Here is a 26,766-nt window from a genome sequence, read left to right on the forward strand (position 1 = left end):
CTGTCGACGATCGCGATCAAGGAGAACGTCGCCGGCGGCTGGCAGCGGCTGTACGAGCTCAACCGCAGCACCCTGACCGAGGGCCCCGACTGGATCTACCCCGGCGAACACCTCACCCTCGGCGCCACCAGCACCACCACCAAGACCAGCTCGACCACCGGCAGCACCTCGGACGACTCCTCGTTCGACGCCAAGGTCAAGGCCGCCGCCGGCACCCAGGCCGCCCCGCAGTCCGACACCCAGGCCTCCTCCACCGACACCAGCACCACCGACTCCAGCGCCAGCGCGAGCGACAGCTCGGACTCGGCGTCCAGCACGGCGGTGGACGGGAGCATGGCCGCGGCGATCTCCTTCGCCCAGGCCCAGGTCGGAGACCCCTACGTCTACGGCGCCACCGGCCCCAACTCCTGGGACTGCTCCGGCCTGACCCAGGCCGCACTCGCCAAGGCCGGCATCAGCATCCCGCGCACCAGCGAGGACCAGGCCGCCGCCAGCACCCGCGTCTCCCTGGACAACCTCCAGCCCGGCGACCTCCTCTTCTGGTCCAACGACGGCACCGCCGCCGGCGCCTACCACGTCGCCCTCTACACCGGCAACGGCACCTACGTCGAAGCCGCCAACCCCAGCGCCGGCGTCAAAACCGACACCATCAGCAACTGGGCCCCCGACTTCGCCGGCCGCATCAACTGACCGGTTGACAGTTCGCTCCAGCAGTTGAAGCAGGGTCCGGGTTCGCCCGGGCCCTGCTTTGCTGTCTGCAGGGCGAGTTGATTGCCCCGTAAAGGCGATATTCGGGGTTAATGTCCACGTATGAGAATGCGTGCCGTCGCCGAGGGGACGGGAGTATCCGTCGACCTGTTGCATGACAGCGGTCGTACCGCCCTGCTGTTCATGCTGGTGGCGTTTGTGGTGACATTTGTGGTCACCCGCGTCGTGGTGCGGCTGATCCGTTCCGGGCGGGGGCCTTTTGCGAATGTCAGCGTTGACGGGCTGCATATTCACCACCTGGTTCCTGGCATCTTTGTGATGCTGATCGCCTCCTGCGCGGAATTCCTGCTGGTGCCGCACGGACTGGTGCGCGACGGTTTGGCGGCAGCGTTCGGCATGGGAGCCGCGCTGACGTTGGACGAGTTCGCCCTGTGGCTGCACCTCGACGACGTGTACTGGGCCCAGGAGGGCCGCAAGTCCGTGGACGCGGTGGTGTTCGTCGCGGGGCTGGGGGTGCTGGGGCTGGTTGCCTCCAATCCGCTGGCCCGCGAACCGGGGGAGGGGACGCCGTTCTTCGTCGGCTTCCTGGTCCTGAACCTCCTGCTGGCGCTGGTGGCGATCCTCAAGGGGCGGTTGCTGCTCGGGGTCGGCGGGGTGCTCGTCCCGTTCCTCGCGCTGATCGCCCTGGTCCGGCTGGCCCGGCCCGGGTCGGTGTGGTTCCGCACGTTCTATCCGCCGGGATCGTCCAAGCGCGCCAGGGCGCTGCGCCGGGCCCAGCGCCGGGGTGGGATGGAGCGGGTCAAGGGCGCGCTCAGCGGCGTCCCCACTCCCTCCGATACGACCGGGCGTCCACCCGTGGAGGAGGGTCGGCAGCGGGCCGAGGACTGACGTGCTTGACGTATGCCGATATAGGCATACGATGGAGTCATGGCAAGAGCTGCGACCACGACCGACGCGTTCAACGCCGTCGCCGAGCCCCGGCGGCGGGAGATCCTCGACGCCCTGGTGCGGGGCGAACGGTCCGTCACCGACCTGGTCGAGCAGCTCGGCGTGGCCCAGCCGGTGGTGTCCAAACACCTCCGGGTGCTGCGCGAGGTCGGGCTCGTCCAGGTCCGCGACCAGGGCCGGCAGCGGATGTACCGGCTGGAACCGGCGCCGCTGCGCGAGGTCTACGAGTGGGTCAAGGACTACGAGCAGCTGTGGACCGAGCGCTTCGGACTCCTGGACGCGGTGCTCGACGACCTCAAGGGGCAGCAGGCCGGAGCCGGCCGCCCCGGATCGCAACCAGGTGCATCGGAAACGACGGACAAGGAGCGGGAATCATGACTGCGACGAACGACCGGCGGGCGACCGTCACCACCCCCAGCGACACTCGGATCCTGATCACGCGTGAGTTCGACGCGCCCCGGGAGCTGGTGTACCGGGCCTTCACCACCCCGGAGCTGCTGCGCCGCTGGTGGCACGCGAACCGCGCCGAGGTGACCGGCATCGAGATGGACGTACGCGTCGGCGGTGCGTGGCGCTGGGCGGCGAAGGCGTTCAACGGCTACGAGTTCGCCTTCTACGGCGAGTACCAGGAGGTCGTCCCGGACGAGCGGCTGGTCACCACGGAGACCTTCTCCGGTGCCCCGGACGCCCAGGCGCTCACCACCACGACGTTCACCGAGAAGGACGGCCTGACCTACCTGGAGATCCTGGTCGAGCACCAGACCAAGGCAAACCGGGACATGCAACTGCAGTCCGGCATGGAGGACGGCCTGGACGACGCACTGACCCTGCTGGAGCAACTGGCCCACGAACAGGCGTGACCCGCAGGGTCCGCCCGGTGCCCCTCAGTCGTTGACGGCCCACGGGTCCAGCGTGCCCCCCGCCGCGGAGCACAGCGCGAGGACATCGTGCGCGGGTACGGCGGGATCCGGATCGATGAGCGTGTACGCCCACCAGGCCTGCAGGAATTCCTGCACTGCCGCCGCCTGCTCGGCGGGCCACTCCTGCCAGTGGCCACGAGCGAAGGCGTCCCCGGCCTCCTCCAAACCGAAGAGGGGCTCGATGAGGCCGCCGACGAGGGCTGTGGCGAACTGCGGGAGGATCCGGCGGAGCACAGCTGCGTGGTCGTTCCAGTCGATCGCTTGCCAGGTGCGCCGCAGGAGGTCTGGGTCCAGCTCCGTGTCTGCGACCTTGAGCTGGGCCAGATCCGCGGCGCTGCCCCAGTGGCACTCACAGTTGTGCTCGTCAGGGTGGGCGGCCATCCCTCGGAAGACGTCGGCGAGGCCGCCCAACGCGGCGTCGAGCCGACACCGGGCACGGGGCAGGTCGTGACCCGCCTGCGGCTGCTCGCTCATGGTGTTTCATGCCTTCGCGCAGGATCGATGAGGTCGGCAGCGTAACGGACGCGGGGACAGAAGCCCGGCAGTGGGGTGGTGCGGGCACGGTCGGCGCAACCGCTCCGGCGAGGGGCGGTCCCGGGGATTCTGCCGCACATCGAGTACGGCCCTCAGCACCTGCCCACGGCCGTGGTCTCCGGCAGCACCCGCGATTCCGTGACCAGGTCCGCAGCCGCTGGGCGGGGGTCAGTAGCGCAGCTGATTCGTGCTCCTGACGGCTGTGCAGGTGGGTGCGGGGGACGGTTCGAGCGGGGTGTCACTCTTGTGGCGCAGCAGGGAATCGGCGGGGCTGACGCTGTGTCCGGAGGGCGTACGGGCCGGTGGGCGTTGGGATCGGGGCGGGGCGGCGGGCCGGAAAACGCTCGTGGGGGCGGGCGGCTCGGGCTGCGGGTGCGCGGGACGGCTTGTCGGATGAAGGCAGAGCCCGATCCCCACTGGGGTGGATCGGTGCCCGAGCTTTCGGAGGTTGTTCCGTATGCGTGCTGCACGTCTGATAGCTGGTTCTGTTCTGACGGTGGGCGCTCTGTCGCTGGCCGGTCCGGTCGCGTTCGCCGCTGACGGTGGGGGGACGGCGAGCAATGTGACGCCGTTCGCGTTCAAGATCTATCCGACGACGGTGAAGGCCGGTGGCAATATCGGTCTGGGGGTGTCTGGCTGTGACGCGACGTCGGCGACGGCGTCGTCGGGGGTGTTCGACACGGTGACGCTGCCCTCGACCGGTACCAAGGGTGAGTACGTGGGTGCGGCGACGGTGGACGCGGATGCCAAGCCGGGGGCGCAGTACGACGTGAAGTTCACCTGTGGCAGCTCGTCCGGCACCACCACGCTGACCGTCGCGGGCGGGTCGGCGACCACGTCGCCGGCGACGGCGGTGCCGACCGGTGCGGTGAAGACCGGTCTGGGCGGTGGCAACGGGTCGATGAGCCCGGCCGAGCTGGCCGGTGGTGGCGCGCTGGCGGTACTGGCGCTGGGTGGGCTGGGCCTGGCGGTCCGCCGCCGCTCCGGCAACCACAGCTGACGTCACAGCTGAGTCCGCGTGAGCAGCGGGTGGCCGTTCCCTCCGGGGGCGGGCCACCCGCTGGCGTCGTTCGCGCCGAGGAGGAAGCGGAGGAAGCGGATGACCCGCGTGCCTGAGGCCGCCGGGCCGTTGGACTGGTCGCTGCTCTCCGGAGCGGTGCCGGTGACGGTCGCCGTGGTGGGCGCGGTCGCGCTGCTTCTGCTGTGCTTCTCCCGGCATCGTGGCTGGTGGCTGCGTCGAGCGCCGCTCGCCCTGCTGGTGGCGGGTGCGTTGACCTGGCTGGTCGCGCTCGTGGTGGACGACTGGTGGCAGCCGTTTCCCGAGGGGCTGCCGAGCGACAGCCTGCTGTGGATCGGGGTGGGGATCCTGGCCGTGGTCCTGGTCCTGTTCCGGATGCCCGGCCTGCGCTGGCGCGAACGGGGCGGGATGGTCGGGTGCGGGGCGCTGGTGCTGCTGCTCTGCGCCTCGCAGCTCAATGTGCAGTTCCAGGAGTACCCGACCCTGCGGGCCGCACCGGGCCCCTGGCAGGTGAAGGCCGGCCCGTTGTCCGCCGAGGACCTGGCCAGGAGGCCCACCGTCAGCGTCCCGGACGGTCGGGCGCTGAGCCAGGTGTGGAAGCCGCCGGCCGGGCTGCCCGCCACCGGCACGCTCGCCACCACCGCCATCCCCGGGACGGTCTCCCACTTCGCCGCCCGCGACGCCCATGTCTACCTGCCGCCGGCCTACCAGGCCTCGCCCCGCCCACGGCTGCCGGTGCTGGTCCTGTTGGCCGGGCAGCCGGGCTCCCCGGACGACTGGGTCGACTCAGGCCAACTGGTCACCGTTTTGGACGGTTTCGCCGCCGCGCACCAGGGGCTGGCCCCGGTGGTCGCCGTGGTCGACCCGCTGGGCTCGGCGTTCGCCAACACCCTGTGCCTGGACTCGAGGATCGCCCAGGCGCAGACCTACCTGGCCCGTGACGTCCCGGACTGGATCGGTACGCACCTGCAGGTGGCCCCCGGCCGCGGCGCCACCGCGATCGGCGGACTGTCCTTCGGCGGCACCTGCTCCCTGCAACTCGCGGTCAACGCGCCGGACGTCTACGGCAGCTTCCTGGACATCTCCGGCCAGGACGAACCCACGCTGGGCAGTCGCGACAAGACCGTCTCGAAGGCGTTCGGCGGCGACGCGGCGGCCTTCGCCAAGGTCAACCCGCTGGATGTGATGGCCCACCGCTCCTTCCCGCACACGGCCGGCGCGATCGTCTCCGGAGCCTCCGACAGCATCTACACCCCCCAGCAGCAGCGGGTTCTGACGGCCTGCCGGCAGGCCGGGATGGACGTCACCTGGCGTCTGCTGCCCGGCGGCCACAACTGGCAGGTCTGGCGGGCCGGGCTCGAACAGGAACTTCCCTGGGTCGCCCAGCACACCGGACTGACGCCATGAAGCACGCCATGAAGCGGAACGGAGTACCCATGAGCACCCCAGCCGAGAGCCCGGCGGGCGCGGGCCCGGACACAGGCACCCGTGCCGACGCCGACCGGGCGCCCACCGCGTCCGCGCCGCAGGGCCGGCTCCAGCGCTGGCTGCGGGCGGCCTCCGGCGCGCTGCCGCTGCTCCGGAAGGCGCCGCTGACGCTGGGTTTCCTCGCGGCGCTGTGGATCGTCGCGATCGCCACTGGCAGCGTGGCGCACGGGCCCGGCGACAGCCTGCTCAAGAGCGTCGGCGCGGGCACTCCGACGCTGGCCGGGGGACGGGTGTGGACGCTGCTCAGCTCGGGGCTGTGGTGCAGCGGCCTGTGGTCCTACCTGGCGGTGACCGTGCTGGCGCTGCTGCTGCTCATCCCGGCCGAGCGCCGGTCGGGCAGCCTGCGCACCGGTGTGCTGCTGGTGGTGTGCCAGGTCGGCGGGGTGCTGCTGGGCGCCATCGGCATCGAGCTCGGCTCCGCGGCCGGCGACCTCTGGCTGGACGAGGCGGTCGGGCAACTGGCGGTCGGGCCCAGCGTCGGCATCGTCGGCGTGGGGCTGGCGCTGAGCGCCGACCTGACCGCGCTCTGGCGCCGCCGGCTGCGGCTGCTGCTGATCGTCACCTGCCTGCTGTTCACCTTCTACGCCGGGGAGGTGCTGGACATCCTGCGCCTGGGCGGCGCGGCCACCGGACTGCTGGCCGGGCTGCTGCTGCCGCGGCCCCGGGCCCCGCGCCGAGGCTGGCGGCTGGCCTCCTCGCACGCGGAGACCCGGGTCCTGGTGGCCCTGTTCGCCGCCACCTCGGCCCTGGGGCCGGCCGTCACCTGGATCACCGACTCCCAGTCCGGACCGCTCGCCATCTACCGCAACCTCTTCATCGACGACGCCCCGGTCCCGGACGAGATCGAGCGGGCCTGCACCGGTTCCGCGGCCGACCCCGGGCTGTGCCGGGAACTGCACGCCGACCAGATCCTCTCCAACAGCCCCTCGGTGCTGATCCTGCTGGTGCCCGCGCTGATCCTGGTGATCATCGCGATCGGGCTGTGGCGCGGACGGCGGATGGCCTGGTGGGCCGCGCTGGTCTTCGAACTCGCCCTGGGCGCGGCCACCTTGCGCTACACCCTGATCGCGCTGCAGGGGTTCCGCGACGACCCCACCACCGAGCCCGGCGTCACCACCGCCCTGATCGTCTACTCCAGCCTGCTGATGCTGGTGCCACTGGCCGTCATCGTCGTGCTGCTGCTGACCCGGCGTCACTTTGCCCTGCGGGCACCGCGTTGGAGCGCGCTGGCGCTGCTGGGGGCCGCCGCGCTGGCGTTCGTGGTGGTCGGCGCGCTCTACATCAAGTTCGGCTACGACCTGCGGGACCAGTTCGCCCCCGAGCCGAGTTTCCACCAACTGCTGGTCGACTACCCGGAACGGCTGCTCCCGCCGACCTACCTGGCGCTGTTCGGCACCGAGAACGCGGCCTTCGTCCCGGTCGGCGGCACCGCCAAGGCCCTGTATGTCGCGGTCGGCCCGGTGTTCTGGCTGGTCACCCTGGCCGGACTGTTCCTTGCCTTCTGGCGCGCCAACGCGTCCGGCCGCCAGGACAGCACCCAGCGCGCACAGGCCCTGCTGGAGCAGTACGGCGGCTCGGCCATCTCCTACATGACCACCTGGCCCGGCAACACCCACTGGATCAGCCCGGACGGCCGGGCCGCCGTGGCCTACCGGGTGGTGGGCACCATCGCGCTGACCCTGGGCGACCCCTACGGCGCCCCGCAGGCGCGGGCGGCGGCGGTCGCCGAGTTCACCGCGCACTGCGACAGCCAGGGCTGGAGCCCCTGCTTCTACAGCGTCACCGCCGCGACCAAGGAGGCCACGGACGGCCTGGGTTGGAGCGCGGTCCAGGTCGCCGAGGACACCTTCCTGCCGCTGCCCGAACTCGCCTTCACCGGCAAGAAGTGGCAGGACGTGCGCACCGCCCTGAACAAGGCCGGCAAGGCCGGTATCACCGCCCAGTGGACCACCTTCCCCACCGCCTCCCTCGCGTTGCAGGAGCAGATCCGTGCGCTGTCCGAGGAGTGGGTGGCGGACAAGGGGCTCCCGGAGATGGGCTTCACCCTCGGTGGGCTGGACGAACTCGACGACCCCCGGGTGCGCTGCCTGGTGGCGCTGGACGCGGACGGGCGGCTGCACGGCATCACCAGCTGGCTGCCCAGCTACCGGCAGGGTGAACCGGTCGGCTGGACCCTGGACTTCATGCGTCGCAGCAACGAGGGGTTCCGCGGTGTCATGGAGTTCCTGATCGCTTCCGCCGCACTGGGTTTCAAGGAGGAAGGGGCCCGGTTCATGAGCCTGTCCGGAGCCCCGCTGGCCCGGATCGACCGCGGCGAACAGGCCGTCCCGCTGCAGCGGTTGCTCGACGTCGCGGGCCAGGCGCTCGAACCGGTCTACGGCTTCCGCTCGTTGCTGGCCTTCAAGGCCAAGTTCCAGCCCGAGTACCAGCCCCTCTACATGGCCTACCCGGACCCGGCCCAACTGGCCCTGATCGGCACCGCCATCGGCAAGGCGTACCTTCCGCACACCACACCGGCCCAACTGCTGCGGCTGAGCCGCCAGTTCGCCGGTCGCCCGGCCGCGCAGGGGGTCAGGGGAGCGGCGTGAGTTCGGTGGGGCTTTCGGTACCGGGGGTTGTTGTGCTCGAAGGCGGATTGCTCGGTGTGGGCGGGGAGGACGGCGGGGGAGTTGCGGTCGGAGTCGGCGTCGGTGTCGCCGTGGTGGCCGAGGGCGTGGGCGTCCTGAGCGCGGGGGCGGGGTGAACCGTCGTGGTGGGGGTGTGGGTGGGCGTGGCGGTGTGGGTGTGCGTCCTGGTGGGCGGCGGCACTCGGGTCGACGGGGTGGCCGCGGCGGACGTGGTCCACGGCGTCAACTGGGTTGCCGTCGGCGGGGGTTGCACCCGGTGGTCGGTGTGTCCGCTGCTGCCGACCGGGCGTTCGAACCAGGAGCGGTGCCGGGAGTCGAAGAGCACCACGGCCGTCACCCTGGTCACCGACGGGACCACCACGACCACGCTCGCCGCCTGGAACGAGGTCCAGGCCGGCCCGGTGTAGGCGGCCTTGGTGCTGCTCGGCGCCAGCAGCGGGTTTCCGCACGCGCAGCGCATCCGCGGCAGCCCGTGCGAGTCGATCAGGACCGCGGTGCCGGTCTGCAGCACCGACTGGAACGTGGTGGCCACGCCTCCCGCGTAGCCGTGGTTGGTCACCCGGGTGTCCAGGCGCAGCACGACCGGGGTGAGCGTCCGCAGATAGGACCCGATGGAGCTGGGCGCGATGCCCTGCGCACCCGCCCAGGCGCGGGCCTGGTCGGGGTGGGAGCCGAGGTAGGACGACAACTGCGCGGTGTCGCAGCTGGAGAGCTGCTGCGTCCCCGCGTACAGGCCACGGGTGGAGCCCTGGACCTGGCTGGTCCCATGGGCGGCGACGGGTACGGCGCCGGACCTGGTGCCGGATCTTGAGCCGGGCACCTCGGACGTCGACTTCGGCTTGGACGGGGGCTTGGGACGGCTGGGGACGAAGGGGTCCGGCCCCTGGGTGTCCACCGGCTGCAGGGCCACCTGCTGCGCGGCGGGCGTCTCCGGCTTGCTGTGCCTGGTGGTGGCCAGGACCAGGCCCAGCACCAGTGCCGCGGTGGCGGCGCCGGCGATGAAGGCGAGCAGGCTGCGGCGGCGCCACCAGGGCGGGCGCGGGCCCCTGGACGGCGGCGCCCGGTGGCGGCCGGGCGGGCGCGGACCGCCGCTGGGAGAGGATCCGGTCAGAGAGCCGCTGGGGGAGCCGGTCGGGGGGCCGGTCGGCGGGTCGGCAGGCGATTGGGGACTCATCCTTGCCTCCAGGGACTGGAAGGCCGGGCTGCGGCCGGCCGCAGCCCCGACACCCCCCCGGCAGGTCGGCACGGCCGTGGATCGCGGGCTCCGGAGTGAAGGGCTCGTGACTTCCCGCCTGTCGACTTCCCTGCCTGTCGATTGTCCTCCCGTGCTTCGCCGGGCGCACGGTCGCGGTGGTTGCCCGGCGGTCTGCCACCGGTTCGCCTGGCGTAGTCCGGCTCGCGGCCGGAAGGCGGGTGCGGCACGGTGGCAGACATGAGCGAGCAAAGCACCGGGCCGCGTCGAGCGGCCCTGGTCGAGATCAGTGCCTTCCACACCGACACCCGCTACCGCCTGGTGCGGATGGGCGGACTGGGCTGGAGCCCGATGAGCGCGCACGAGTTCGAGGACTCTGTGCGTGCGGCGTTCCCCGACATCGACCTGGAGGATCCGGCGCAGGTCGACTGGTCCGACCGCCCCTGGCAGTGGCCCAGGTAGCAGCGGCCCGGCCAAGAGCCTGGACGGCCGCACCAATGTTGCCCACCCGGCCCGTGGGCCGCAGGCATCCGCGTACAGTGGCGACGGTCAACAGTGGCCGCCATCTGGCGAGAGGATCCCGGCGAGGTGCGTGCCGCCCCGGTGCTGCGATGCCTGCGGGCCGGCGTGTTCGCCGTCCTGTGCGTGGCCCTCGCCGCCTCCGCGCACGGTCTGGCCATGGGCGCTGTGCCCACCCTGCGGACGATGTCGGCGGCGTCCGCCGTCGTCTTCGTGCTGAGTTTCCTGGCGGCTTCGCGCGAGCGCTCGTTGGCGGCGATCTGCGGGGCCATGGCCCTGGTCCAGGTCGGCCTGCACCTGCTCTTCGACGCGACCGCGGGCGGATCCTCGGTACTGCCCGGCACGACCGGGGCCGCGGCGATGGCGAACATGGCCATGGCGAACATACCGGGGATGGGTGCGATGCCCGGCATGGACGGGCCCGCCGTCCCGGTGCCGCCGCACGCCATGAGCGGGTCGGCCGTGGTCGCGCACGCGCTGGCGGCGCTGGCCGCCGCCTGGTGGCTGCGCTGCGGTGAGGCGGCGGTGTGGGCGCTGGTGCGCTGCGCGGCGGCACTCGTCCCCGGCCCTGCGGCCTGGGTCCGGGCGAGGGTGGTGCCCCCGGCGGTGCCGCCGCGCGTCCCGGCGCCGGGCCATGTGGACGGGCCCAGCCGGAAGTTCCCGCTCCTGCTCCGCCATGCGGTGATACGTCGCGGTCCGCCGCGGGGATCCCTCCCGGTCCCGACCGGGTGAGTCGTCCCCCCGCACGTATCTCCGACGGACCGGTGCGTCCGTCGGCTCGACACTCGGAGCACACAGCCATGTCCGCTTTTCCGCTTTCCCGTTCCCTCGCGCCCGGCACGGGCCCGGCCCGGGCGCGGCGCGCTCTGCGCCGTACGGCCGTGGTCGGCGCGCTTGCCGCGGCCGGTGTCCTGGCCGGTGCCGGGGCGGCGTTCGCGCATGTCACCGTTCACCCCGACAGCTACCCCAAGGGCGCCTCGGACGGCACCCTGACCTTCCGGGTGCCCAACGAGGAGGACAAGGCCGACACCACCAAGGTGGACGTCTTCTTCCCGAGCGACCAGCCGATCGCCTCGGTGCTGGTCTCCCCGGTGCCGGGCTGGACCGCGACGGTCAAGACCGTCAAGCTCACCAAGCCGATCGTCACCGACGACGGGAACATCACCGACGCGGTCTCCGAGGTCCTGTGGACCGGCGGAAGGATCACCCCGGGCCAGTACCAGGACTTCACCGTGGCCTTCGGCCAACTGCCGTCCGGCGCCGACTCGCTGGCGTTCAAGACGCTGCAGACGTACTCGGACGGGGACATCGTCCGCTGGATCGACCAGCAGCAGCCGGGCCAGGCGGAGCCGGAGCACCCGGCGCCGGTGCTGACCCTCACCGCCGCCGCGCCCGACGACAGCGACGGCGGTGCCACGGCCGGCGCCAACGCCACCCCGGCCTCGGCCGCGCCGTCGACCGCCGCCAAGGCCACGACCGCGGCGGCGTCGAGCAGCAGTGACTCCACGGCGCGCACCCTGGGCATCGCGGGCCTGGTGGTCGCGGTGCTGGCCCTGGCCGCCGCCGGATACGGCCTGCTACGGGGCCGCTCCCGGCAGTAGCGGTCGGCAGGGCAAGGAGAGACCTGGCGGGGACCGGTCCTATCGTGCCGATTCCCGCTGGGCCTTCAGGCTGCTGCTGAAGTTGGTGACCGGCCGTTCCAGCCGCTCGCCGTCCACGATGATGTCCACCGCCTCGTTGTAGAAGGCGATGTGGCCGCGGACGGCCTGCGCCGCGGGGATCGGGTCGGGGTAGCTCCAGGCGATGTTCGGCGGCACCTCCGCGCTCTGGCCCGCGTCCTGGCCCGGGTTCTGGCCCGCGAGCGACCAGTACTCGGCGGTGCCCTTGTAGGGGCAGCCGGTCCGCAACTCGGTGGGGGTGAAGAGGTCGAGCCGGACGTCCTTGCGGGGGATGTAGTAGCGGGTCGGCAGCCGGGTCTCGAACAGCAGCACCGGGGTCCGGGTGTCCGCGACCACCACTCCGCCGATCTCGACCTGCACATGCCGGCTGCTGAGCAGCGCGTCCACCCGCTTGTAGGGGTCGCGCGGGTGAATGAAGATCTCCTCTTCCTCCTCGAACCAGTGGTCCAGGCCGCGGCCGACCCGCTGGAACCACTCGAAGGCGATGTATCCGGCCAGCTCCTCGCCGGGGAAGGTCCAGGCGGCGTCGGGCACCGTCTCGCCGTCCTCCAGCACCAGGTCGTAGAAGACCTCCGAGCCCGAGTGCCGGCCGGTCTCCGGCGCGGCGGCCGGGCGCAGCAGGTCCGTGCGGACGTCCTCGCGCGGGAACGCGTAGAGCGGGACGGCCTGGCCGGGCTCCCAGACCAGGATCGGACGGCGGCTGTCGACGACGGTGGTGTCGCCCTTGGTGCCGCGGACCCGGCGGGCGCTGGGCTCCCAGGTGATGGTGCCCTCCGGCACCGGGTGGCGGCGCTCGACCGTGACGCCGGGGGCGGGGGAGGCGGCGGTGTCGGCGGTGACGCCGGGGGCGGCGGTCACTGGGCCAGCTCGGCGACGTAGGGGCGGCCGTCGCGCCAGGCCGCCACCTGGTCCGGGCGGCCGAAGACCTGGAGGTACTCCTCCACGTTCCGCGAGGCCTGCTCCCAGACCGAGACCGGCTCGAAGTCGGAGTCCTCCGGGTCGGCGAACGGCGGCAGCGGCTCGACCACGGTGTCCAGGCCCGGGTTGATGAAGACGGCGGAGGAGCGGCGGGTCACCGAGCCGCCGGACACCACCCGGTGCCGGCCGGGACGGAGCCGTCCCTCGGTCCAGTTGGCGAGCAGGGTGCCGCTGAAGACCTGCAGCGCCCCCGGCAGGATCGGCACGGACTGCCAACTGCCGTCCGGGCGTTGGCCCTGGAGCCCGGCGTAGTCGCCCTCCTGGTGCAGCACGGTGACGGCCGAGCCGTCGGCGTGCTCCAGCAGCAGCAGTTTCTCGGTGTCGGCGTCGGTGCCGGTGTGGGTCCAGGTGGGGTAGTCGTTGACGACGAAGGTGGTGTACGCGTCGTCCCCCACCGGGAAGGTGTCCTCGGGGAGGCCGAGGACCCGGGCGTAGAGGGCGAGCGCCCGGCGGCCGACCCCGAACAGCGCGTCGCGGTAGCGGAACGCGGCCTCGCGCAGCCCGGGCTCGCTCGGCGGCCAGACGTTGACGTGGGTGAACAGGTCGGCGTGCTCCGGGCTCAGCCCGGCGGCGAGGGCGTCCTCGGCGCTGTCGTACTGGCCGATGTTGATGCGCTCCAGCTCCAGCCGGCCGAAGTCGTCCGGCCACTGCCGCCAACCCCGGTAGGGGTGGCCGGTGGGGCTGGCCAGCTTCTCCTTCTCGGCGCGGGGCAGTGCCAGCACCCGGCCCACGGACTGGTGGAACTCGTCGATCACCTGCTGCGGGACGCCGTGGTTCACGAACTGGACGATGCCGACCTGCTCGATCGCCGCGCGGACGGTGGCGAGCAGGTCCTCGGGCGCGTCCTCGCTCAGGGCGGCCTGCAGGTCGATCACAGGGATGTTCACTGACATGCGGTTTCTCCTCGGGCGGCGGGAGGGGCGGGGCTGGAGTCAGGAAAGCTGCAGCAGTGCGCGCAGGGTGGCGGCGAGGGCGTCCGGGTCGGCGCCGCTGATGGTGGTCTCCCCGTGCGGGACCTCGGCGCGGAAGCGGTCGGCCAGGTCGTCGCCGAGCGGGCCTCCCTCGGTGCGGACCAGCACCGGGTCGGGCACGGCGGCCAGTTGGGCCCAGAGGGCCTCGTCGTCCGCCGCGGTTCCGGCGGCGTCGGCCGGGGCGCCGGTGCCTGTTTCGGCGGGGGAGCCGGGGAGGGTGTCCAGCAGGACCAGCCGCCCGAGCACCCCCGGGGCCTTGGCGGTCACCGCGATGGCCGCGAGAGCGCCGAGGCCCCGGCCGACCACCGGGACCCCGGGCGGGGCGAAGGAGTGCGCCGCCTGGGCCAGCCCCGCCGCGAGCCGCCGGGGGCGGAGGTCGGCACGCTGGCTGGACCGGCCGTGCCCCGGCAGGTCCACCGCGACGGCCGGGCGGTCCAGGACCAGCAGCAGCCCGTCCCAGGAACGGGCGCTGGAGGCGGAGTCGTGCAGCAGCAGCAGTTCCGGGGCGGCGCTGCCCCAGAAGACGCCGCTGATGTGGCCGCCGGTGGTCACGGTGACCCAGCGGCGCTCGACGGTCGGCGGGGGCGCGGGGGACTCCGGGTCGGCCAGGTCGGCGAACTCCTGGGCGGCGGGGGTGCCGGGCGGGGCGGCGCCCGTGGCGGGCTGGGTCATGGGTACTCCCTCGGATGGGATCGGACAGACAGGCTTTACGGCGGGTCGGCCGCGGCGACGGTGGCCTCGGTGCGCCACACCGGCAGCGACTCGACCTCCAGATGGCACTGGACCAGGTGTCCCGGCCCGACCACCCGTTCCGGCGGCCGGACCTCGGCACACAGGCCGTCGATGCGCAGCGCGCAGCGCTCGGCGAAGCGGCACCCGCCCGGGTGCCCCGCGCGGCGGGAGGCCGCGGGCAGCGGTTCCGGCAGCGGTTCGGGCAGGGCGGCGGCGGAACTGCCGACGGTCCGCGAGGCCGCCTCCATCAGCACCGCCGTGTAGGGGTGGGACGGGCCGTGCAGGACCTCCGCGGCGGGCCCCTCCTCGACGATCACCCCCCGGTACATGACCGCGATCCGGTCGGCCAGGTAGCCGACCACGGCGAGGTCGTGGGAGATGAAGAGGTACGAGGTGCCGGTGCGGTCGCGCTGCTCCGCCAGCAGCTCCAGCACGCCCGCCTGCACACTGGCGTCCAGCGAGGACACCGGCTCGTCGCAGACCACGAGTTCGGGCTCGCCGGCGAAGCTGCGGGCGATGGCGACCCGCTGCCGCTGGCCCCCGGAGAGCCGGTCCGGCCTGCTGTCCAGCAGGTCGGCGTCGATCCTGGTGCGCTCGGTGAGCCGGTCCAGCGGGCCGGGGCCCTCCGGACCCGCGAGCGTGCGCAGCGCCCTGGTCAGCACGGTTCTGACGGTGTGACTGGGATTCAGCGCGGTGTCCGGGTTCTGGAACACCAGTTGCACCCGGCGCCGGTCCTGCGGGCTGCGCCGGGACAGCCGGGACGGCAGCGCGCGCCCGTGCAGCCGCAGCGTGCCGGCCCCGTCCGGGCCGAGCCCGGCCACGGCCCGGGCCAGCGTGGTCTTGCCGCTGCCGGACTCGCCGACCAGCCCCAGCACCTCGCCCTGATGGATGGTCAGATCAACCTGGTCCACCACCGTGCTGCGGCCGAAGCCGCGGACCAGGCCGCGGGCCTCCAGCAGGACCGCGGGCCCGGCGTCGTCGGCGGCCCCGGCACGGTCCCCGGCCTTCTGCGGGGGCAGCAGCGGTACCGGCTCGGGGGCCGAGCGCAGCGGGTGCAGGCAGCGCACCGCGCGTCCGGGCAGGACGGCGGTGTCCAGCGCGGGCTCCTCCGCGCGGCAGGCGTCCTCGGCCCAGGCGCAGCGCGGGGCGAAGGCGCAGCCCGGCTCGGCGGCGCCGGGCAGCGGCAGCCGTCCGGGGATCGGCCGCAGCGGCCGGGTCCGCCGGGTGGTGCCGAGCTGCGGCACCGCGCCGAGCAGCCCCGAGGTGTACGGGTGGGCCGGTGCGTCCAGCACCGGGCCGACCTGGCCCACCTCGACCAGCCGCCCCGCGTACAGCACCCCGACCCGGTCGCACATCCGGCCGACCAGGCCGAGGTCATGGCTGACGAAGACCACCGAGGCCCGCAGATCCCGGCGCAGTTCGGCCAGCAGGCTCAGCACCTCGTGCTCGACCGAGGCGTCCAGGCCGGTGGTCGGCTCGTCCAGGACCAGCAGCCGGGGTTCGACGGCGAGGGCGGCGGCGATGACCACGCGCTGCTGCTGGCCGCCGGAGAGCTGGTGCGGGTAGCGGCGGACCACCGCCTGCGGGTCCGGCAGCCGGACCTGGCGCAGCAGCTCCAGGGTGCGGGCGGAGGACTGGGCCCGGGTCAGGCCGCGCTGCCGCAGCACCTCGTCCAACTGGGCGCCGATGCGCATGGTGGGGTCCAGCGCCCCGGCCGCATCCTGGTGCACAAAGGCCAGATCGGAGCCGCGCCAGCGGCGCAACTCGCGGGGGTCGAGGGCGAGCAGGTCGGTGCCGTCGAGGCGGATCCGCCCGCCGAGGATCCGGCCGCCGGGGGCGAGGTGCCGGGCCAGCGCGTAGGCCAGCGTCGACTTGCCGCAGCCGGACTCGCCGACCAGCCCGAAGATCTCGCCGGGGGCGACCCGGAAGGACACGTCGTGCAGCACCTGGGCCGGGCCTGACGCCGAGTCATAGCTGATGCTCAGCCCCTCCACGCGCAGGCCCTCCGTCTGCGGCAGCGCTTCGGTCCGCGGTTCCGGCGGGGTCACCATGCTCGGTCCCTTCTGTTCCTGAGCGTGTCCGCCACCAGCGCCACGCCCACCACCAGGGTGGCGATGGCCAGCGCTGGGGCCAGTACGGTCCAGGGCGCGTTCTGCAGCCAGACCCGGTTGTCGGCGATGGTCGACCCCCACTCCGGGGAGCCGGGCGGTTGGCCGAGGCCGAGGAAGGACAGCGTCGCCGCGGCGAACACCGCGTCGCCCAGCCGGGAGGTGGCCTCGACCAGCACGGTGCCGCGGATGTTGGGCAGCAGCTCGCGCAGCAGCAGCGAGAGGCCGGGCTCACCGCGCAGCCTGGCCGCCTCCACATACGGTTTCTCACGCTCCACCAGGGTGGCCGCCCGTACGCTGCGGGAGACCAGCGGGACCAGCGCGGTGCCGATCACCAGCAGCAGCACCACCACCGAGTGGCCCAGCAGGGCCACGAACAGCACCGCCGCGATGATCGCAGGGAACACCACGGCGGCGTCCACGATGCGCATCACCACCTCGTCGAGCCAGCCGCCGTAGGCACCGGTGACCAGGCCGATCGCGGTGCCGGCCAGCACCGCGATCGCGGTGGCGGCGGGCGCGACCTCGATCACCGGACGCGAGCCGGCCAGCATCCGGGACAGCACGTCCCGGCCGAACTGGTCGGTGCCCAGCCAGTGCGCCGTGCCCGGAGCCAGGAAGCGGTCCTGCGGCGCTTGGGCGTCCGGCGGGTAGGGCGCGAAGTGCGGCCAGAGCAGCGCCACCAGGGTCCAGGCGACCAGGACGCCGGTGCCAAGCCACAGCAGCAGCTGCGGTCGGCGCCGGCGCGGCGCGGGCGCCCCGGCCGTCGCCTCGGCGGGTACGGTGAGCGCGGTCACGCGGCCACCCCCAGCCGCACCCGGGGGTCGAGCAGCCGGTAGGCCAGGTCCGCCAGCAGCACCACCAGCATGTAGAGCAGGCCCAGCACCATGGCGGTGGCCTGCAGCGTCGGCAGGTCCTTGTCCACCGCGGACTGCAGCAGTAGCGCGCCGACGCCGGGGTAGTTGAACAGCAGCTCCACCACCACGATCCCGCCGAGCAGGTACTGCAGCTGCACCCCCAGCGCACTGGTCGCCGGGACGGTGGCGTTGCGCAGCACATGCCGCAGCACCACCCGGCGCTCCGGCAGTCCGCGCAGCCGGGCCGCGCGGACATGCGGCCCGGACAGCACGGCGATGGTGCCCGCACGGACGTGCCGGGCCACATAACCGAGGCAGACCAGCACCAACGAGACTGCGGGCAGCAGGAAGTGATAGAGCGTCTGGCCGAGCCCGCCCTGTCCCGGCTCGGTCTGTGCGGAGGCGGGCAGCCAGTGCAGGTTCACCGAGAACACCACCAGCAGCACCACGCCGGTGACGAACTCCGGTGTGGCGCCCAGCGCCAGGCCCGCCGTGCTGATCACCCGGTCCAGCGGGCGGTCGTGGTACAGACCGGCCAGCACGCCCAGCGTCAGCGCGATCGGGACCAGCAGGACGAAGGCGAACAGGGCGAGTTGGAGCGAGTGCCCGAGCCGGGTCAGCAGCAGTTCCCTGACCGGGGTGTGCAGGGTGTAGGAGGTGCCCCAGTTCCCGGTCAGGAACTGGCTGAGCCAGTGCCCGTACTGGTTCAGTATCGGCCGGTCCAGGCCGAGTTGGTGGTCCAGCTGGCGCACCGAGGCGTCGCTCGCCTCGTGCCCGAGCACGGTCCGGCCGACGTCGCCGGGCAGCACCTGGGTGGCGGCGAAGACCAGGAACGACAGCAGGAACAGGGTCAGCGGGACGGCGGCCAGCCGGCGGAGCAGGAAGGACCTCATCGCGGCGGCCCCCTCAGACCTGGGAGACCGTGCTGAAGTCCACGAACTCGCTGGGGTGCGCCTTGATGCCGGTGAACTTCCTGCCGTTGAAGGCGCGCACGGTTCCGGCCCAGTAGCTGACGATGATCGGCACGTCCTCGTGCAGCGCCTTGGCGATGATCTCGGCCTGGGCGGCGCGGGCGGTGTCGGTGGTCGCCGCGTCGTAGGCGTCGGCGGCGTCGTCCAGCGCCTTGTTGGCGTACTTGGAGCCGTTCCACACCGCGCCGCTCTTCACCATCGGGGTGATGAACTGGCTCGGCACCGGACGGCCGGCCCAGGCGACCAGGTTGGCGGTGGTGAACAGCCAGGGGGTGTCCTTGGCCTGGTCGCCGCCGTAGAAGTCGTTGGAGGAGCGCTGGTCCAAATCGACGGTGATGCCGACCTGCTTGAGCTGGCTCTGGATGGTCACCGCGTAGTTCTTGTTCGGCGGGTCGAAGGTGAGGGTGAAGCGCAGGCTGCCGACCCCGGCCGTCTGCAGCAGCTGGGTGACCTTGGCCTGGTCCTTGGCCCGCTGCTCGATGTCCTTGGGCGCGGCCGGGAACAGCGGGGCGAACAGGTGGTCGTTGCCCAGGTCGCCGACGCCCGCGGCCACCCCCGTCTTGATCGCGGGCCGGTCCAGGGCGTAGGCGACGGCCTGCCGGACCTCCTTGCGGTCGAACGGGGCCTTGTCGGTGCGCAGCGTCAGCACGGTCACGCCGGTGCTCTGGACCTGGTCGACGGTGATGTCCCCGCCCGCGGCGGCCAGCGGCTGCACCAGGTCGGGCTGGCTGATCACCTGCACGTCGATGCTGCCGCTCTGCAGCGCGACCAGGTCGGCCTGGTCGTCGGCGAAGAAGGTGATGTCCACCCCGTCCAGGTAGGGCTTGGGGGCGTCCCAGTAGGAGGGGTTGCGGGTGAACACCGCGCCGGTGGAAAGGTCGTAGGACTTCAGCAGGAACGGTCCGGTGCCGATCGCCTTGCTGGTGAAGTTCCCGGCGTAGTCCTTCTTGAGGATCACCGCGTTGTAGTTCCCGGCGGAGACCAGGTAGGGGAAGTCGGAGAACGGGCGCTTCAGGGTGAAGACGACGGAGGAGTCGTCGGGGGCGCTGACGCCGCCCTGCCCCAGCACGGTGTCGAAGGCGGAGAGCGCTGAGGACTTGTTCTTCGGGTCGAGCAGCCGGTCGAAGCTGGCCTTGACCGCGGCGGCGTCCAGCGGGGTGCCGTCGGAGAAGGTCACGCCCTTGCGCAGGGTGAAGGTCCAGACCTTGGCGGCGGGGTCGGACTTCCAGGCGGTGGCCAGCTTGGGGACCAGTTTGAAGTCCTCGTCCAGCCAGACCAGGTACTCCGCCACCAGCTGGATCAGGGCGACCGAGGTGCCGTCGTAGGCGGTCACCGGGTCGACGGCGGTGGGCGGCGGTGGCGAGCCCGCACGCAGGGTGCCGCCGCGTCTCGCCGCGCCACCGCTGCCTCCCTTGCCCGGCTTGGCGGCCGTTCCGCCGGAGCTCTGCGAACCGCAGGCGGCGAGCAGCGCGGCGATCGCACCGCCGGCGCCGGCGGCCAGGAATCCGCGTCGGGTGGCGCCAGGAAGCCGGTCCTGCCAGCGTTCTGACGGAGCGTCGGCAGTGGGGGTCTCGGACATCGGAGGTCTCCGTGGAGTCGAGTGGGCGGATACGTCGGGCGGCCCGCAGTTGTCCTCGGTTTCGGCCGGGGACGGCTACGGGCGGAGAAAGCTCACTGCGGGGGAGCGCGGGCCGGTGTGGTGCTGCGGTGCGCGGGGGAACGCGGTGCGAGGAGCGGGAAAGGCCGGGCCTATCGGCGGCAGAGCGGACACACGGACGCGCCGACCCGCTGGAGGTCCACGTGGAGTCTCCGGGTCAGCGTCTCGGTCCTGGTCACAAGGTCATTGATAGCAGCGGGCGCGGTCCGGCCACAATGGATGGAGTGTTTCGGAATCGAGACACAGTTCGTGTGCCGAGCCCGACCGTTCACGTAGGCTGGCCCCGTGACCTCCACCACGAGCCCCATGTGCACCACCGAGCGCTGTCGCCCTTGCGGCAGCAGTCAGCGTCGGTGTCGCCTCCGGATCAGGCCCAGGAGCAGTCAGACATGCAGCCTCAGCAGACAGGCACGTACCGCTCGGTGGAGCAGTTGCTGCGGGACGCCCGGGCCCGGCTGCAACGGCTGACGCCGAGTCAGGCGGCTTGCGCGCAGGCCGAGGGCGCGCTGCTGGTGGACCTCCGCTCCGAGCTGCAGCGACGGGTGCAGGGCGAGATCCCCGGATCGCTGGTGCTGGAACGCAATGTGCTGGAATGGCGGCTCGATCCGCAGAGCGGCTCCCGGATCGAGGAGGCGGCGGACCACTCGTTACGGGTGGTGCTGGTCTGCCCGCAGGGCTACACCTCCAGCCTCGCCGCGGCCGGCCTGCACGACCTGGGGCTGCACCGGGCCACCGATGTGATCGGCGGCTTCGAGGCCTGGGCGGAGGCCGGCCTGCCGGTCGTTCCGGGGCCGACGATGACCGGCTCCTATGTCGCGGCGGTGTCCAGCCGGATCATCCTGGACCCCACCGGCAGCAGGCTGCTGGTGGAAGGCCGGCCGGTGGCGCTGACCCCGCTGGAGTTCCGACTGGTCAGCGAACTGCTGCGGAGCAACGGGCGGGTGGTCACCCGGGACGAGCTGCGGAGCAGCATCGGCGACTGGTCCGGCAGCCGCAGCCGCTCGGTCGACCTGCACATGCACCGGATACGCCGCAAGCTCGAACCCTGCGCGGCCGGACTGCTCACCACCGAGCGCGGCGTCGGCTTCCGCTTCCGCGCCCGCCCGGCCCCGGAACCCGCCTGAGCCGATCGCGGCGGGGACGGGGCCGGGAATACCCTGCGGCAGGGGCCGGGTTGCCGCAGGTGTACGCACTGTTCTGAACAGGAGTGGTCCATGTCTCTCGGCCGGTTCGGTATCTGGAGTTCGGCATTGCAGGTGAAGGGCTCGTCCGCGGACGGCGAGGTCCTCGCGGCGACCCAGGAGTTGGAGAAGCTCGGCTACGGCGCGGTGTGGATCGGCGGCAGCAGCTCGGTCCGGCACGCGGCGGCGCTGATCGCGGCCACGGACTCGCTGACCGTCGCCACCGGCATCCTCAGCATCTGGGACGAGGAGGCGGCGGACGTCGCCGCGCAGACCGCCGAGCTGGCCGCCGCCCATCCCGGCCGGTTCCTGCTCGGCCTCGGCGCCAGCCACGCGCTGCTGGCCGGCGACCGCTACCAGCGCCCGTACTCGGCGATGGTCGCCTACCTGGACGCGCTCGACGCCGCCCCGGTCCCGGTCCCGGCCGAGGCCCGGGTACTGGCCGCGCTCGGCCCGAAGATGCTGCGGCTGTCGGGGGAGCGGACCGCCGGGGCCCATCCGTACCTGGTCACCGTGGAGCACACGGCCGAGGCGCGGGCGGCGCTGGGCCCGGGCCCGCTGCTCGCCCCCGAGGTGAAGGTGGTGCTCGACGCCGACCCGGAGCGGGCCCGCAGCACCGGCCGCGACTACCTGGCGCGCTATCTGCAACTGCCCAACTACACCGGCAACCTGCTGCGGCTGGGCTTCTCCGAGCAGGACTTCGCGGACGGCGGCAGCGACCGGCTGGTCGACGCCCTGTTCGCCTGGGGCGACGCGGACGCGGTCCGCGCCCGCGCCGAGGAGTTCCTGGCGGCGGGCGCGGACCATCTGGCGCTGCAACTGGTCACCGGCGGCGACCAGCCCGGTCTGCCGCGCGACGGCTGGCGCCGGCTGGCCGAGCTGCTGGAGCTCGGCCGGCCGTAGAGGGTCGCGTTGGCCCGGCGGTGACGCCGGGTCAGCGGTGCCCGTCCGAACGCTTGCGGTGCAGGGTGAACTTCTCGAAGACCGAGAGCTCGCCGTGCGGCTTGTTGACGTTGTAGTAGGTGACGTGCAGCCGGGTGGTGTCGCCGGGGAAGCGGCCCGGGTCGACCGTGAACGCGGCGAAGCCGTAGGGGTGCTCCAGGTCGCGCACCCCGGTCCAGATCGCCTGCTCCTTGACGTAGGTGGCGGCGCGCTTGGAGCCGGTCGGGGCGCTGGACGCCACGGCGGTGATCACCTTCGCGGTGCCGTCCTTGAAGAACGCCTGGTTGGTCGTGCCCGACACACCGCCGCCGCCGAGGATCATGTGGACGGTGCCGAGCGAGGTGTCGATGTCGTCGGTGGCGGTCGACACCGGGTTCGGGGTGAGCGTCTCGCTGCTGGTGACCACGCCGCGGACGGCCAGCGACCGCTCGTAGTTGTGCTCGTGGCCGCAGACCACCAGGTCCACCCCGTACTTGTCGAACAGCGGGCCGTACTTCTGACGCAGGCCCAGGTCGGCGCCGTTGGCGTCGGAGGAGCTGATCATCACCTGGTGCATGGCGACCACGATCCAGTCGGTCTCCCGGGAGGCCCGGGCCGCGCGCAGCTCCTTCTCCAGGAAGGCCAGCTGACGGCCGCCGGAGTAGCCGCTGATGTAGACGTCGCCGCCGTCCTGGAGGCAGTTGTCGTCGTTCTGCAGCACGATCACCCGGACCGAGCCCGCGGTGAAGGCGTACCAGAGACCGGCCAGCTCGGGGTCGGTCTCGGTCGAGGGCAGCGAGAAGTAGGTCTGGTAGGCGCCGAGGCCGATCGGCCCGTTGGCGGACTCGATCTCGTGGTTGCCGGCCGCGGGCATCCACGGGCGGAAGCGGGCCGAGCGGGTGTTGTTGGTGAAGAAGTTGTTCCAGGTGCGGACCCGGTCGACGTCCAGGTTGGCGTAGCAGAGGTCGCCGTTGAGCAGGTGGAACAGCGGCGCCACCTGCTCGATCCCGCTGACGATGTCCTTGGTCGCGGGGGTGGAGTTGGCGTCCAGGCCCACCGTGCCGTCGGCCGTCCAGGTCACCTGCGGGGCGGACTGGTCGCCGAAGCTGGTGAAGGTGAGCGGCGCCCGGCCGCTGGGGGCGGTGCGGAAGTTGCCGCTGTCGGGGGTGCTGCCCTGGTGCGACACCAGGTAGAGGTAGTCGGTGCCGGGGCTGAGCCGGTTCAGCGCGGCGTGGTGCACGTACACCGTGCGGCCGGACTTGCCGTCGACGTAGGTGCGGGTCCGCGCGTCGGCGCTGGAGCCGAAGCCGTGCTTGAGCGTGCCGTAGAGCACCCGCGGCTTCTTGACAGGTCCGTCGGTCAGCCAGGAGACCACCATCTGGGTGCGCGGGTCCGCGCCGAAGGTCAGGTGCAGGCCCTGCACCGGCGGGGCGCCGGCGGTGTCCGGGGTCGGGTTGAACGCGGGGGCGCCGATCGGCGCGTCGGCCGCGGCGGTCCCGGCGCCGAGCAGCGGTACCGCGACGGCGCCGGCGCCGGCGGTGCCCAGCAGGCCGAGGGCGTGCCGACGGGAGAGCCCCCCGGACGGCTCGGCCTGGTCGGACGGAGTGGACAGCGCGGAAGGCTGGGGCGTCTCAAGCTCTGAGTCCATCGGGTTCCTCCAGATTGGCGCGGCAGACTACCGAACCCTGGTGGAAGCTCATGGCCGCCCGGTGAATACCGTCTTGCGGACGTCCGTGCGGCGGACGACTCATCCGCGTCGCGGTTTCCGGTGCGGATCATCGACCTGCGAGAATGTCAGCATGGACAAGCGAATCATGGGCCGTCTCGGCCGCGAGGTCTCGGTCGTCGGCCTGGGCACCTGGCAGCTCGGCGCCGACTGGGGCCAGGTCGAGGAGAAGGACGCGCTGGCCGTCCTGGACGCCGCCGCCGAGGAGGGCGTGACCTTCTTCGACACCGCCGACGTCTACGGCGACGGGCGCAGCGAACGCGTCATCGGCCGCTGGACCAAGGAGAATCCGGGCGCCGGGGTGTTCACCGCCACCAAGATGGGACGCCGGGCCGAGCAGCTGCCGGAGCACTACACCGCCGCCAACTTCCGTGCCTGGACCGACCGTTCCCGGCAGAATCTGGGCGTTGACCGGCTGGACCTGGTGCAACTGCACTGCCCGCCCAGCGCGGTGATCGAGTCGGACGCGGTGTTCGACGCCCTGGACGCGCTGGTGGAGTCGGGCTCCGTGGCCGCCTACGGGGTCAGCGTGGAGACCTGCGAACAGGCACTGGAGGCCATCGCCCGGCCCGGTACCGCGACCGTGCAGATCATCTTCAACGCCTTCCGGCTGAAGCCGCTGGACCAGGTGCTGCCCGCCGCCGAGGCGGCCGGGGTCGGCATCATCGCCCGGGTCCCGCTGGCCTCGGGGCTGCTCTCCGGCCGCTACCGGCACGACACCGTGTTCGCCGCCGACGACCACCGCAGCTACAACCGCCACGGCGAGGCCTTCGACCAGGGCGAGACCTTCGCCGGGGTCGACTACGACACCGGGGTGGAGGCCGCCGCCGAGTTCTCGGCCCTGGCCGCGCCCGGCACCACCCCCGCGCAGACCGCGCTGCGCTGGATCATCCAGCAGCCGGGGGTGAGCACCGTGATCCCCGGCGCGCGGTCGACCGAGCAGGCCCGCGCCAACGCCCGGGCCGCCGCCGTCCCGGCGCTGCCGGAAGCCACCCTGAGCGCCGTCCGCGCGCTCTACGACCGGCGGATCCGGGACCAGGTGCACCACCGCTGGTGACACCGGACGAATCGGAGGGATGCCCATGCGTCGGTGGCAGCGCCGTGTGCTGTCCGTGATCTCCGCCCTCGTCGTGCTGCTGGTCGTCGCGGCGCTCTCGGTCTGGCTGTCGGTGCGGGTCACCCCGCTGCAGTCGGTGTCCGCAGTCGGCCAGAGCGTGCAGGTGGGAGCGGCCTCGCCGAGCCTGAGCCTGTCCGGGCCCGGTGAGCTCGACCTCTTCGGCGAGGTCGTCCCCACCCAGCCGCGGTTCGACGGGCCGATCCGGCCGCGGCTGAGGCTCACTCATATCTCCCTGAACGCCCAGGCGAGCACGATCACCAAGCCGGGGGAGCAGCGGGCGGCCGAGGCCGGGCTGAGCCGGGCGCTCACCGCGGGCTGGACCCGCTACCTGCTCTGGGAGACCCTGATCGCGGTGGGCTTCGCGGCGCTGGTCGCGGTCGCCATCGCCGGGATCCGCCGCTCCAGCCGCCGGCTGATGCTCGGCACGCTGGCCGCGGCGGTGGCGGCGGTGTGCGCCCTGAACGCGGTCGGCGTCTATCTGCTGGCCTCGTCCACGCCGAAGGCGCTGCGGCAGGTGCGCAGCATCGCGGACCTGGTCGGACAGAGCCCGACGGCTCCGCCGGCCCGCAACGGTCCGGTCCTCAAGGGCGTCCAGGCGGTGGTGCTCGGCGACTCCACCGCCGCCGCGATCGGCAACCCCCTGGTCGAGCACCCCGACGCGCTGGACAAGGCCTGCGGGCGCAGCCGGGACTCCTACGCGGTCTACCTGGGCGCGGTGAACGGGTGGAACACGCTCAACCTGGCCTGCAGCAGCGCCACCATCCGCGACGGCCTGCTCGGCCCGCAGCAGCTGGGCACCGCCGAGGCGCCCTCCCAGCTCTCGGTCGCCGCGCAGGCCGCCAAGGCGTCGGTGGTCATCGTCAGCATCGGCGCCAACGACATCCACTGGTCCGCGCTGACCGCGCTGTGCGCGGCGGCCGACGCCTGCGACGACCGGGCCTCCACCGCCTACTTCCAGCAGCAGATCGCCGGCTTCGCCACCGACTACTACCAGCTGCTCGGCGATCTGGCCGCGCTGCCGCAGCACCCGCGGGTGCTGGTCAACGAGTACTACAACCCGTTCGGCGAGAACGTCGACTGCCTGAAGTCCCAGGGCATCACCACCGCCAAGGCGAAGATCCTGCAATCCCGCCTCGACACCCTCAACACCGTGCTCCGGCAGGGCGCCGGGACCTTCGACTTCACCGACGTGCCGCAGCACTTCGAGGGGCACCAGCTCTGCAGCGACCAGTCCTTCGTCCAGGGCCTGGACGCCAACGCCCCGCTGCACCCGACCGCGGCCGGCGAACTCGCCATCGCCCTCGCCGACCAGCAGGCCCTGTCCAAGCCGCCCCCGACACCGCCGACCCCGAGCGCCACACCTTAGGACTCGTCCTCGGGGGTGACCAGGAGCTCCAGGATCCCGACGGCGGACCACAGGGTCTCCCGCTGCTCGCCGGTGAGCCGGGCGACCCGGCCGGTGAGCAGCTCGGAGCGCTCCTGACGCAGCCTCAGCAGCAGCGCGGCGCCCCGGCGGGTGACGGTGACCAGGGCGGAGCGGCCGTCGCTGGGGTCGGAGGTGCGCTCGATCAGGCCGCCGAAGCGCAGCGCGGTGAGGGTCCGGGTCATCGACGGCGCGGTGACGCACTCCTTGGCGGCCAGCTCGCCCAGCCGCAGCGGGCCGTGCTCCTCGATCCGGGCCAGCGCCGACAGTTGGGCGAAGGTGAGGTCCTGGGTGTGGGAGGCCTGGGCCATCTGCCGGTACATCCGGGCGATGGCCAGCCGCAGCCGGGTGACCTCGGTGTCCTGGTCGGTCTCGGGAGGGGTCTGAATCGTTGTCTCCTCGTCCGTTCGGGCCCGGGTACTTACCCGATAGTACTTAGCGCACGTAAACTAAGTATCACTCGGCTCCTCGCCGGCGTCCACGGGCGCCGC

The 26,766-nt window shown here is 72.6% G+C and carries 25 protein-coding genes; 14 read left to right on the forward strand and 11 right to left on the reverse strand.

Annotation, left to right across the window (positions count from 1 at the left end; genetic code table 11):
- The 4 genes from ACEZDG_RS27995 to ACEZDG_RS28010 form a co-directional block, all read left to right on the forward strand.
- On the forward strand, positions 1-690 hold a 690-nt coding region (locus ACEZDG_RS27995; RefSeq protein ID WP_380514450.1), incomplete at its 5' end, for a C40 family peptidase.
- Between the two features lie 120 nt (positions 691-810).
- A complete protein-coding gene (locus tag ACEZDG_RS28000; protein WP_380514452.1) occupies positions 811-1,596 on the forward strand; it encodes a hypothetical protein in 786 nt (261 codons plus the stop codon).
- A 39-nt stretch (positions 1,597-1,635) separates the two neighbouring features.
- Positions 1,636-2,034, forward strand: coding sequence for an ArsR/SmtB family transcription factor (locus tag ACEZDG_RS28005; RefSeq protein ID WP_380514454.1), 399 nt, complete (start codon positions 1,636-1,638; stop codon positions 2,032-2,034).
- Entirely contained in the window at positions 2,031-2,516 is a 486-nt protein-coding gene (locus ACEZDG_RS28010) for an SRPBCC family protein (protein WP_380514456.1), read from the forward strand. Before ACEZDG_RS28005 ends, ACEZDG_RS28010 begins: the two co-directional genes overlap by 4 nt.
- Positions 2,517-2,540: 24 nt before the next feature.
- Here ACEZDG_RS28010 and ACEZDG_RS28015 read toward each other — a convergent pair whose 3' ends face one another.
- The gene (locus tag ACEZDG_RS28015; protein ID WP_380514458.1) at positions 2,541-3,050 is read right to left on the reverse strand and encodes a hypothetical protein; all 510 of its coding nucleotides are present in this window, start codon (positions 3,048-3,050) and stop codon (positions 2,541-2,543) included.
- Positions 3,051-3,567: 517 nt separating this feature from the next.
- Between ACEZDG_RS28015 and ACEZDG_RS28020 the strand changes: the two genes are divergently transcribed.
- The 3 genes from ACEZDG_RS28020 (at position 3,568) to ACEZDG_RS28030 (ending at position 8,204) form a co-directional block, all read left to right on the forward strand.
- Positions 3,568-4,110 carry a hypothetical protein gene (locus ACEZDG_RS28020; RefSeq protein ID WP_380514460.1) on the forward strand — a complete coding sequence of 181 codons (543 nt, stop codon included), beginning with the start codon at positions 3,568-3,570 and terminating at the stop codon, positions 4,108-4,110.
- A gap of 99 nt (positions 4,111-4,209) precedes the next feature.
- On the forward strand, positions 4,210-5,535 hold the full coding sequence (locus ACEZDG_RS28025) for an alpha/beta hydrolase (protein ID WP_380514462.1): 1,326 nt from the start codon (positions 4,210-4,212) through the stop codon (positions 5,533-5,535).
- 29 nt (positions 5,536-5,564) lie between these two features.
- Positions 5,565-8,204: a bifunctional lysylphosphatidylglycerol flippase/synthetase MprF gene (locus ACEZDG_RS28030; protein WP_380514464.1), complete on the forward strand. Its 2,640-nt coding sequence runs from the start codon at positions 5,565-5,567 to the stop codon at positions 8,202-8,204.
- On the opposite strand, the gene ACEZDG_RS28035 is transcribed toward ACEZDG_RS28030, so the two are convergent.
- Positions 8,188-9,417 carry a DUF6777 domain-containing protein gene (locus ACEZDG_RS28035; RefSeq protein WP_380514466.1) on the reverse strand — a complete coding sequence of 410 codons (1,230 nt, stop codon included), beginning with the start codon at positions 9,415-9,417 and terminating at the stop codon, positions 8,188-8,190. The two genes, ACEZDG_RS28030 and ACEZDG_RS28035, sit on opposite strands and share 17 nt — an antisense overlap.
- A gap of 258 nt (positions 9,418-9,675) precedes the next feature.
- On the opposite strand from ACEZDG_RS28035, the gene ACEZDG_RS28040 reads away from it, so the two are divergent.
- The 3 genes from ACEZDG_RS28040 (at position 9,676) to ACEZDG_RS28050 (ending at position 11,555) form a co-directional block, all read left to right on the forward strand.
- On the forward strand, positions 9,676-9,897 hold the full coding sequence (locus ACEZDG_RS28040; RefSeq protein ID WP_380514468.1) for a hypothetical protein: 222 nt from the start codon (positions 9,676-9,678) through the stop codon (positions 9,895-9,897).
- 126 nt (positions 9,898-10,023) lie between these two features.
- Complete coding sequence (locus ACEZDG_RS28045; protein ID WP_380514471.1) at positions 10,024-10,686, forward strand: hypothetical protein; 663 nt, start codon at positions 10,024-10,026, stop codon at positions 10,684-10,686.
- A gap of 68 nt (positions 10,687-10,754) precedes the next feature.
- The gene (locus ACEZDG_RS28050) at positions 10,755-11,555 is read left to right on the forward strand and encodes a YcnI family copper-binding membrane protein (RefSeq protein ID WP_380514474.1); all 801 of its coding nucleotides are present in this window, start codon (positions 10,755-10,757) and stop codon (positions 11,553-11,555) included.
- 39 nt (positions 11,556-11,594) lie between these two features.
- On the opposite strand, the gene ACEZDG_RS28055 is transcribed toward ACEZDG_RS28050, so the two are convergent.
- The 7 genes from ACEZDG_RS28055 to ACEZDG_RS28085 form a co-directional block, all read right to left on the reverse strand.
- Positions 11,595-12,413 (reverse strand): DUF427 domain-containing protein, encoded by an 819-nt coding sequence (locus ACEZDG_RS28055; RefSeq protein WP_380514941.1) that lies wholly within the window; start codon positions 12,411-12,413, stop codon positions 11,595-11,597.
- A gap of 74 nt (positions 12,414-12,487) precedes the next feature.
- The gene (locus ACEZDG_RS28060) at positions 12,488-13,504 is read right to left on the reverse strand and encodes a 2-oxoglutarate and iron-dependent oxygenase domain-containing protein (protein ID WP_380514476.1); all 1,017 of its coding nucleotides are present in this window, start codon (positions 13,502-13,504) and stop codon (positions 12,488-12,490) included.
- 39 nt (positions 13,505-13,543) lie between these two features.
- Positions 13,544-14,254, reverse strand: a complete 711-nt coding sequence (locus ACEZDG_RS28065) for an alpha/beta fold hydrolase (RefSeq protein ID WP_380514479.1) — start codon at positions 14,252-14,254, stop codon at positions 13,544-13,546.
- Between the two features lie 35 nt (positions 14,255-14,289).
- On the reverse strand, positions 14,290-16,365 hold the full coding sequence (locus ACEZDG_RS28070; protein WP_380514482.1) for a dipeptide ABC transporter ATP-binding protein: 2,076 nt from the start codon (positions 16,363-16,365) through the stop codon (positions 14,290-14,292).
- A complete protein-coding gene (locus ACEZDG_RS28075; protein ID WP_380514484.1) occupies positions 16,359-17,219 on the reverse strand; it encodes an ABC transporter permease in 861 nt (286 codons plus the stop codon). The genes ACEZDG_RS28070 and ACEZDG_RS28075 overlap by 7 nt, the downstream gene beginning before the upstream one ends.
- Positions 17,216-18,172 carry an ABC transporter permease gene (locus ACEZDG_RS28080; protein ID WP_380514487.1) on the reverse strand — a complete coding sequence of 319 codons (957 nt, stop codon included), beginning with the start codon at positions 18,170-18,172 and terminating at the stop codon, positions 17,216-17,218. The genes ACEZDG_RS28075 and ACEZDG_RS28080 overlap by 4 nt, the downstream gene beginning before the upstream one ends.
- A 13-nt stretch (positions 18,173-18,185) precedes the next feature.
- Positions 18,186-19,829, reverse strand: a complete 1,644-nt coding sequence (locus tag ACEZDG_RS28085; protein ID WP_380514490.1) for an ABC transporter substrate-binding protein — start codon at positions 19,827-19,829, stop codon at positions 18,186-18,188.
- Between the two features lie 467 nt (positions 19,830-20,296).
- Between ACEZDG_RS28085 and ACEZDG_RS28090 the strand changes: the two genes are divergently transcribed.
- Complete coding sequence (locus tag ACEZDG_RS28090; RefSeq protein ID WP_380514492.1) at positions 20,297-21,031, forward strand: winged helix-turn-helix domain-containing protein; 735 nt, start codon at positions 20,297-20,299, stop codon at positions 21,029-21,031.
- Between the two features lie 90 nt (positions 21,032-21,121).
- Positions 21,122-21,991 (forward strand): LLM class F420-dependent oxidoreductase, encoded by an 870-nt coding sequence (locus tag ACEZDG_RS28095; RefSeq protein ID WP_380514494.1) that lies wholly within the window; start codon positions 21,122-21,124, stop codon positions 21,989-21,991.
- A gap of 31 nt (positions 21,992-22,022) precedes the next feature.
- Here the strand turns inward: ACEZDG_RS28095 and ACEZDG_RS28100 are convergent, their stop codons facing one another.
- Entirely contained in the window at positions 22,023-23,657 is a 1,635-nt protein-coding gene (locus ACEZDG_RS28100) for a purple acid phosphatase family protein (RefSeq protein WP_380514495.1), read from the reverse strand.
- 151 nt (positions 23,658-23,808) lie between these two features.
- Here ACEZDG_RS28100 and ACEZDG_RS28105 point away from each other — a divergent pair, with 151 nt between their 5' ends.
- Together ACEZDG_RS28105 and ACEZDG_RS28110 are read left to right on the forward strand one after the other, a co-directional pair.
- Positions 23,809-24,792 (forward strand): aldo/keto reductase, encoded by a 984-nt coding sequence (locus ACEZDG_RS28105; RefSeq protein WP_380514498.1) that lies wholly within the window; start codon positions 23,809-23,811, stop codon positions 24,790-24,792.
- Between the two features lie 19 nt (positions 24,793-24,811).
- Positions 24,812-26,218, forward strand: coding sequence for a GDSL-type esterase/lipase family protein (locus tag ACEZDG_RS28110; protein WP_380514499.1), 1,407 nt, complete (start codon positions 24,812-24,814; stop codon positions 26,216-26,218).
- Here ACEZDG_RS28110 and ACEZDG_RS28115 read toward each other — a convergent pair.
- Positions 26,215-26,598, reverse strand: a complete 384-nt coding sequence (locus tag ACEZDG_RS28115) for a MarR family transcriptional regulator (RefSeq protein WP_380514502.1) — start codon at positions 26,596-26,598, stop codon at positions 26,215-26,217. The two genes, ACEZDG_RS28110 and ACEZDG_RS28115, sit on opposite strands and share 4 nt — an antisense overlap.
- Between the last annotated feature and the right edge of the window lie 168 nt (positions 26,599-26,766).

This window comes from Streptacidiphilus alkalitolerans, from assembly GCF_042511045.1.
Lineage (GTDB): Bacteria > Actinomycetota > Actinomycetes > Streptomycetales > Streptomycetaceae > Streptacidiphilus > Streptacidiphilus alkalitolerans.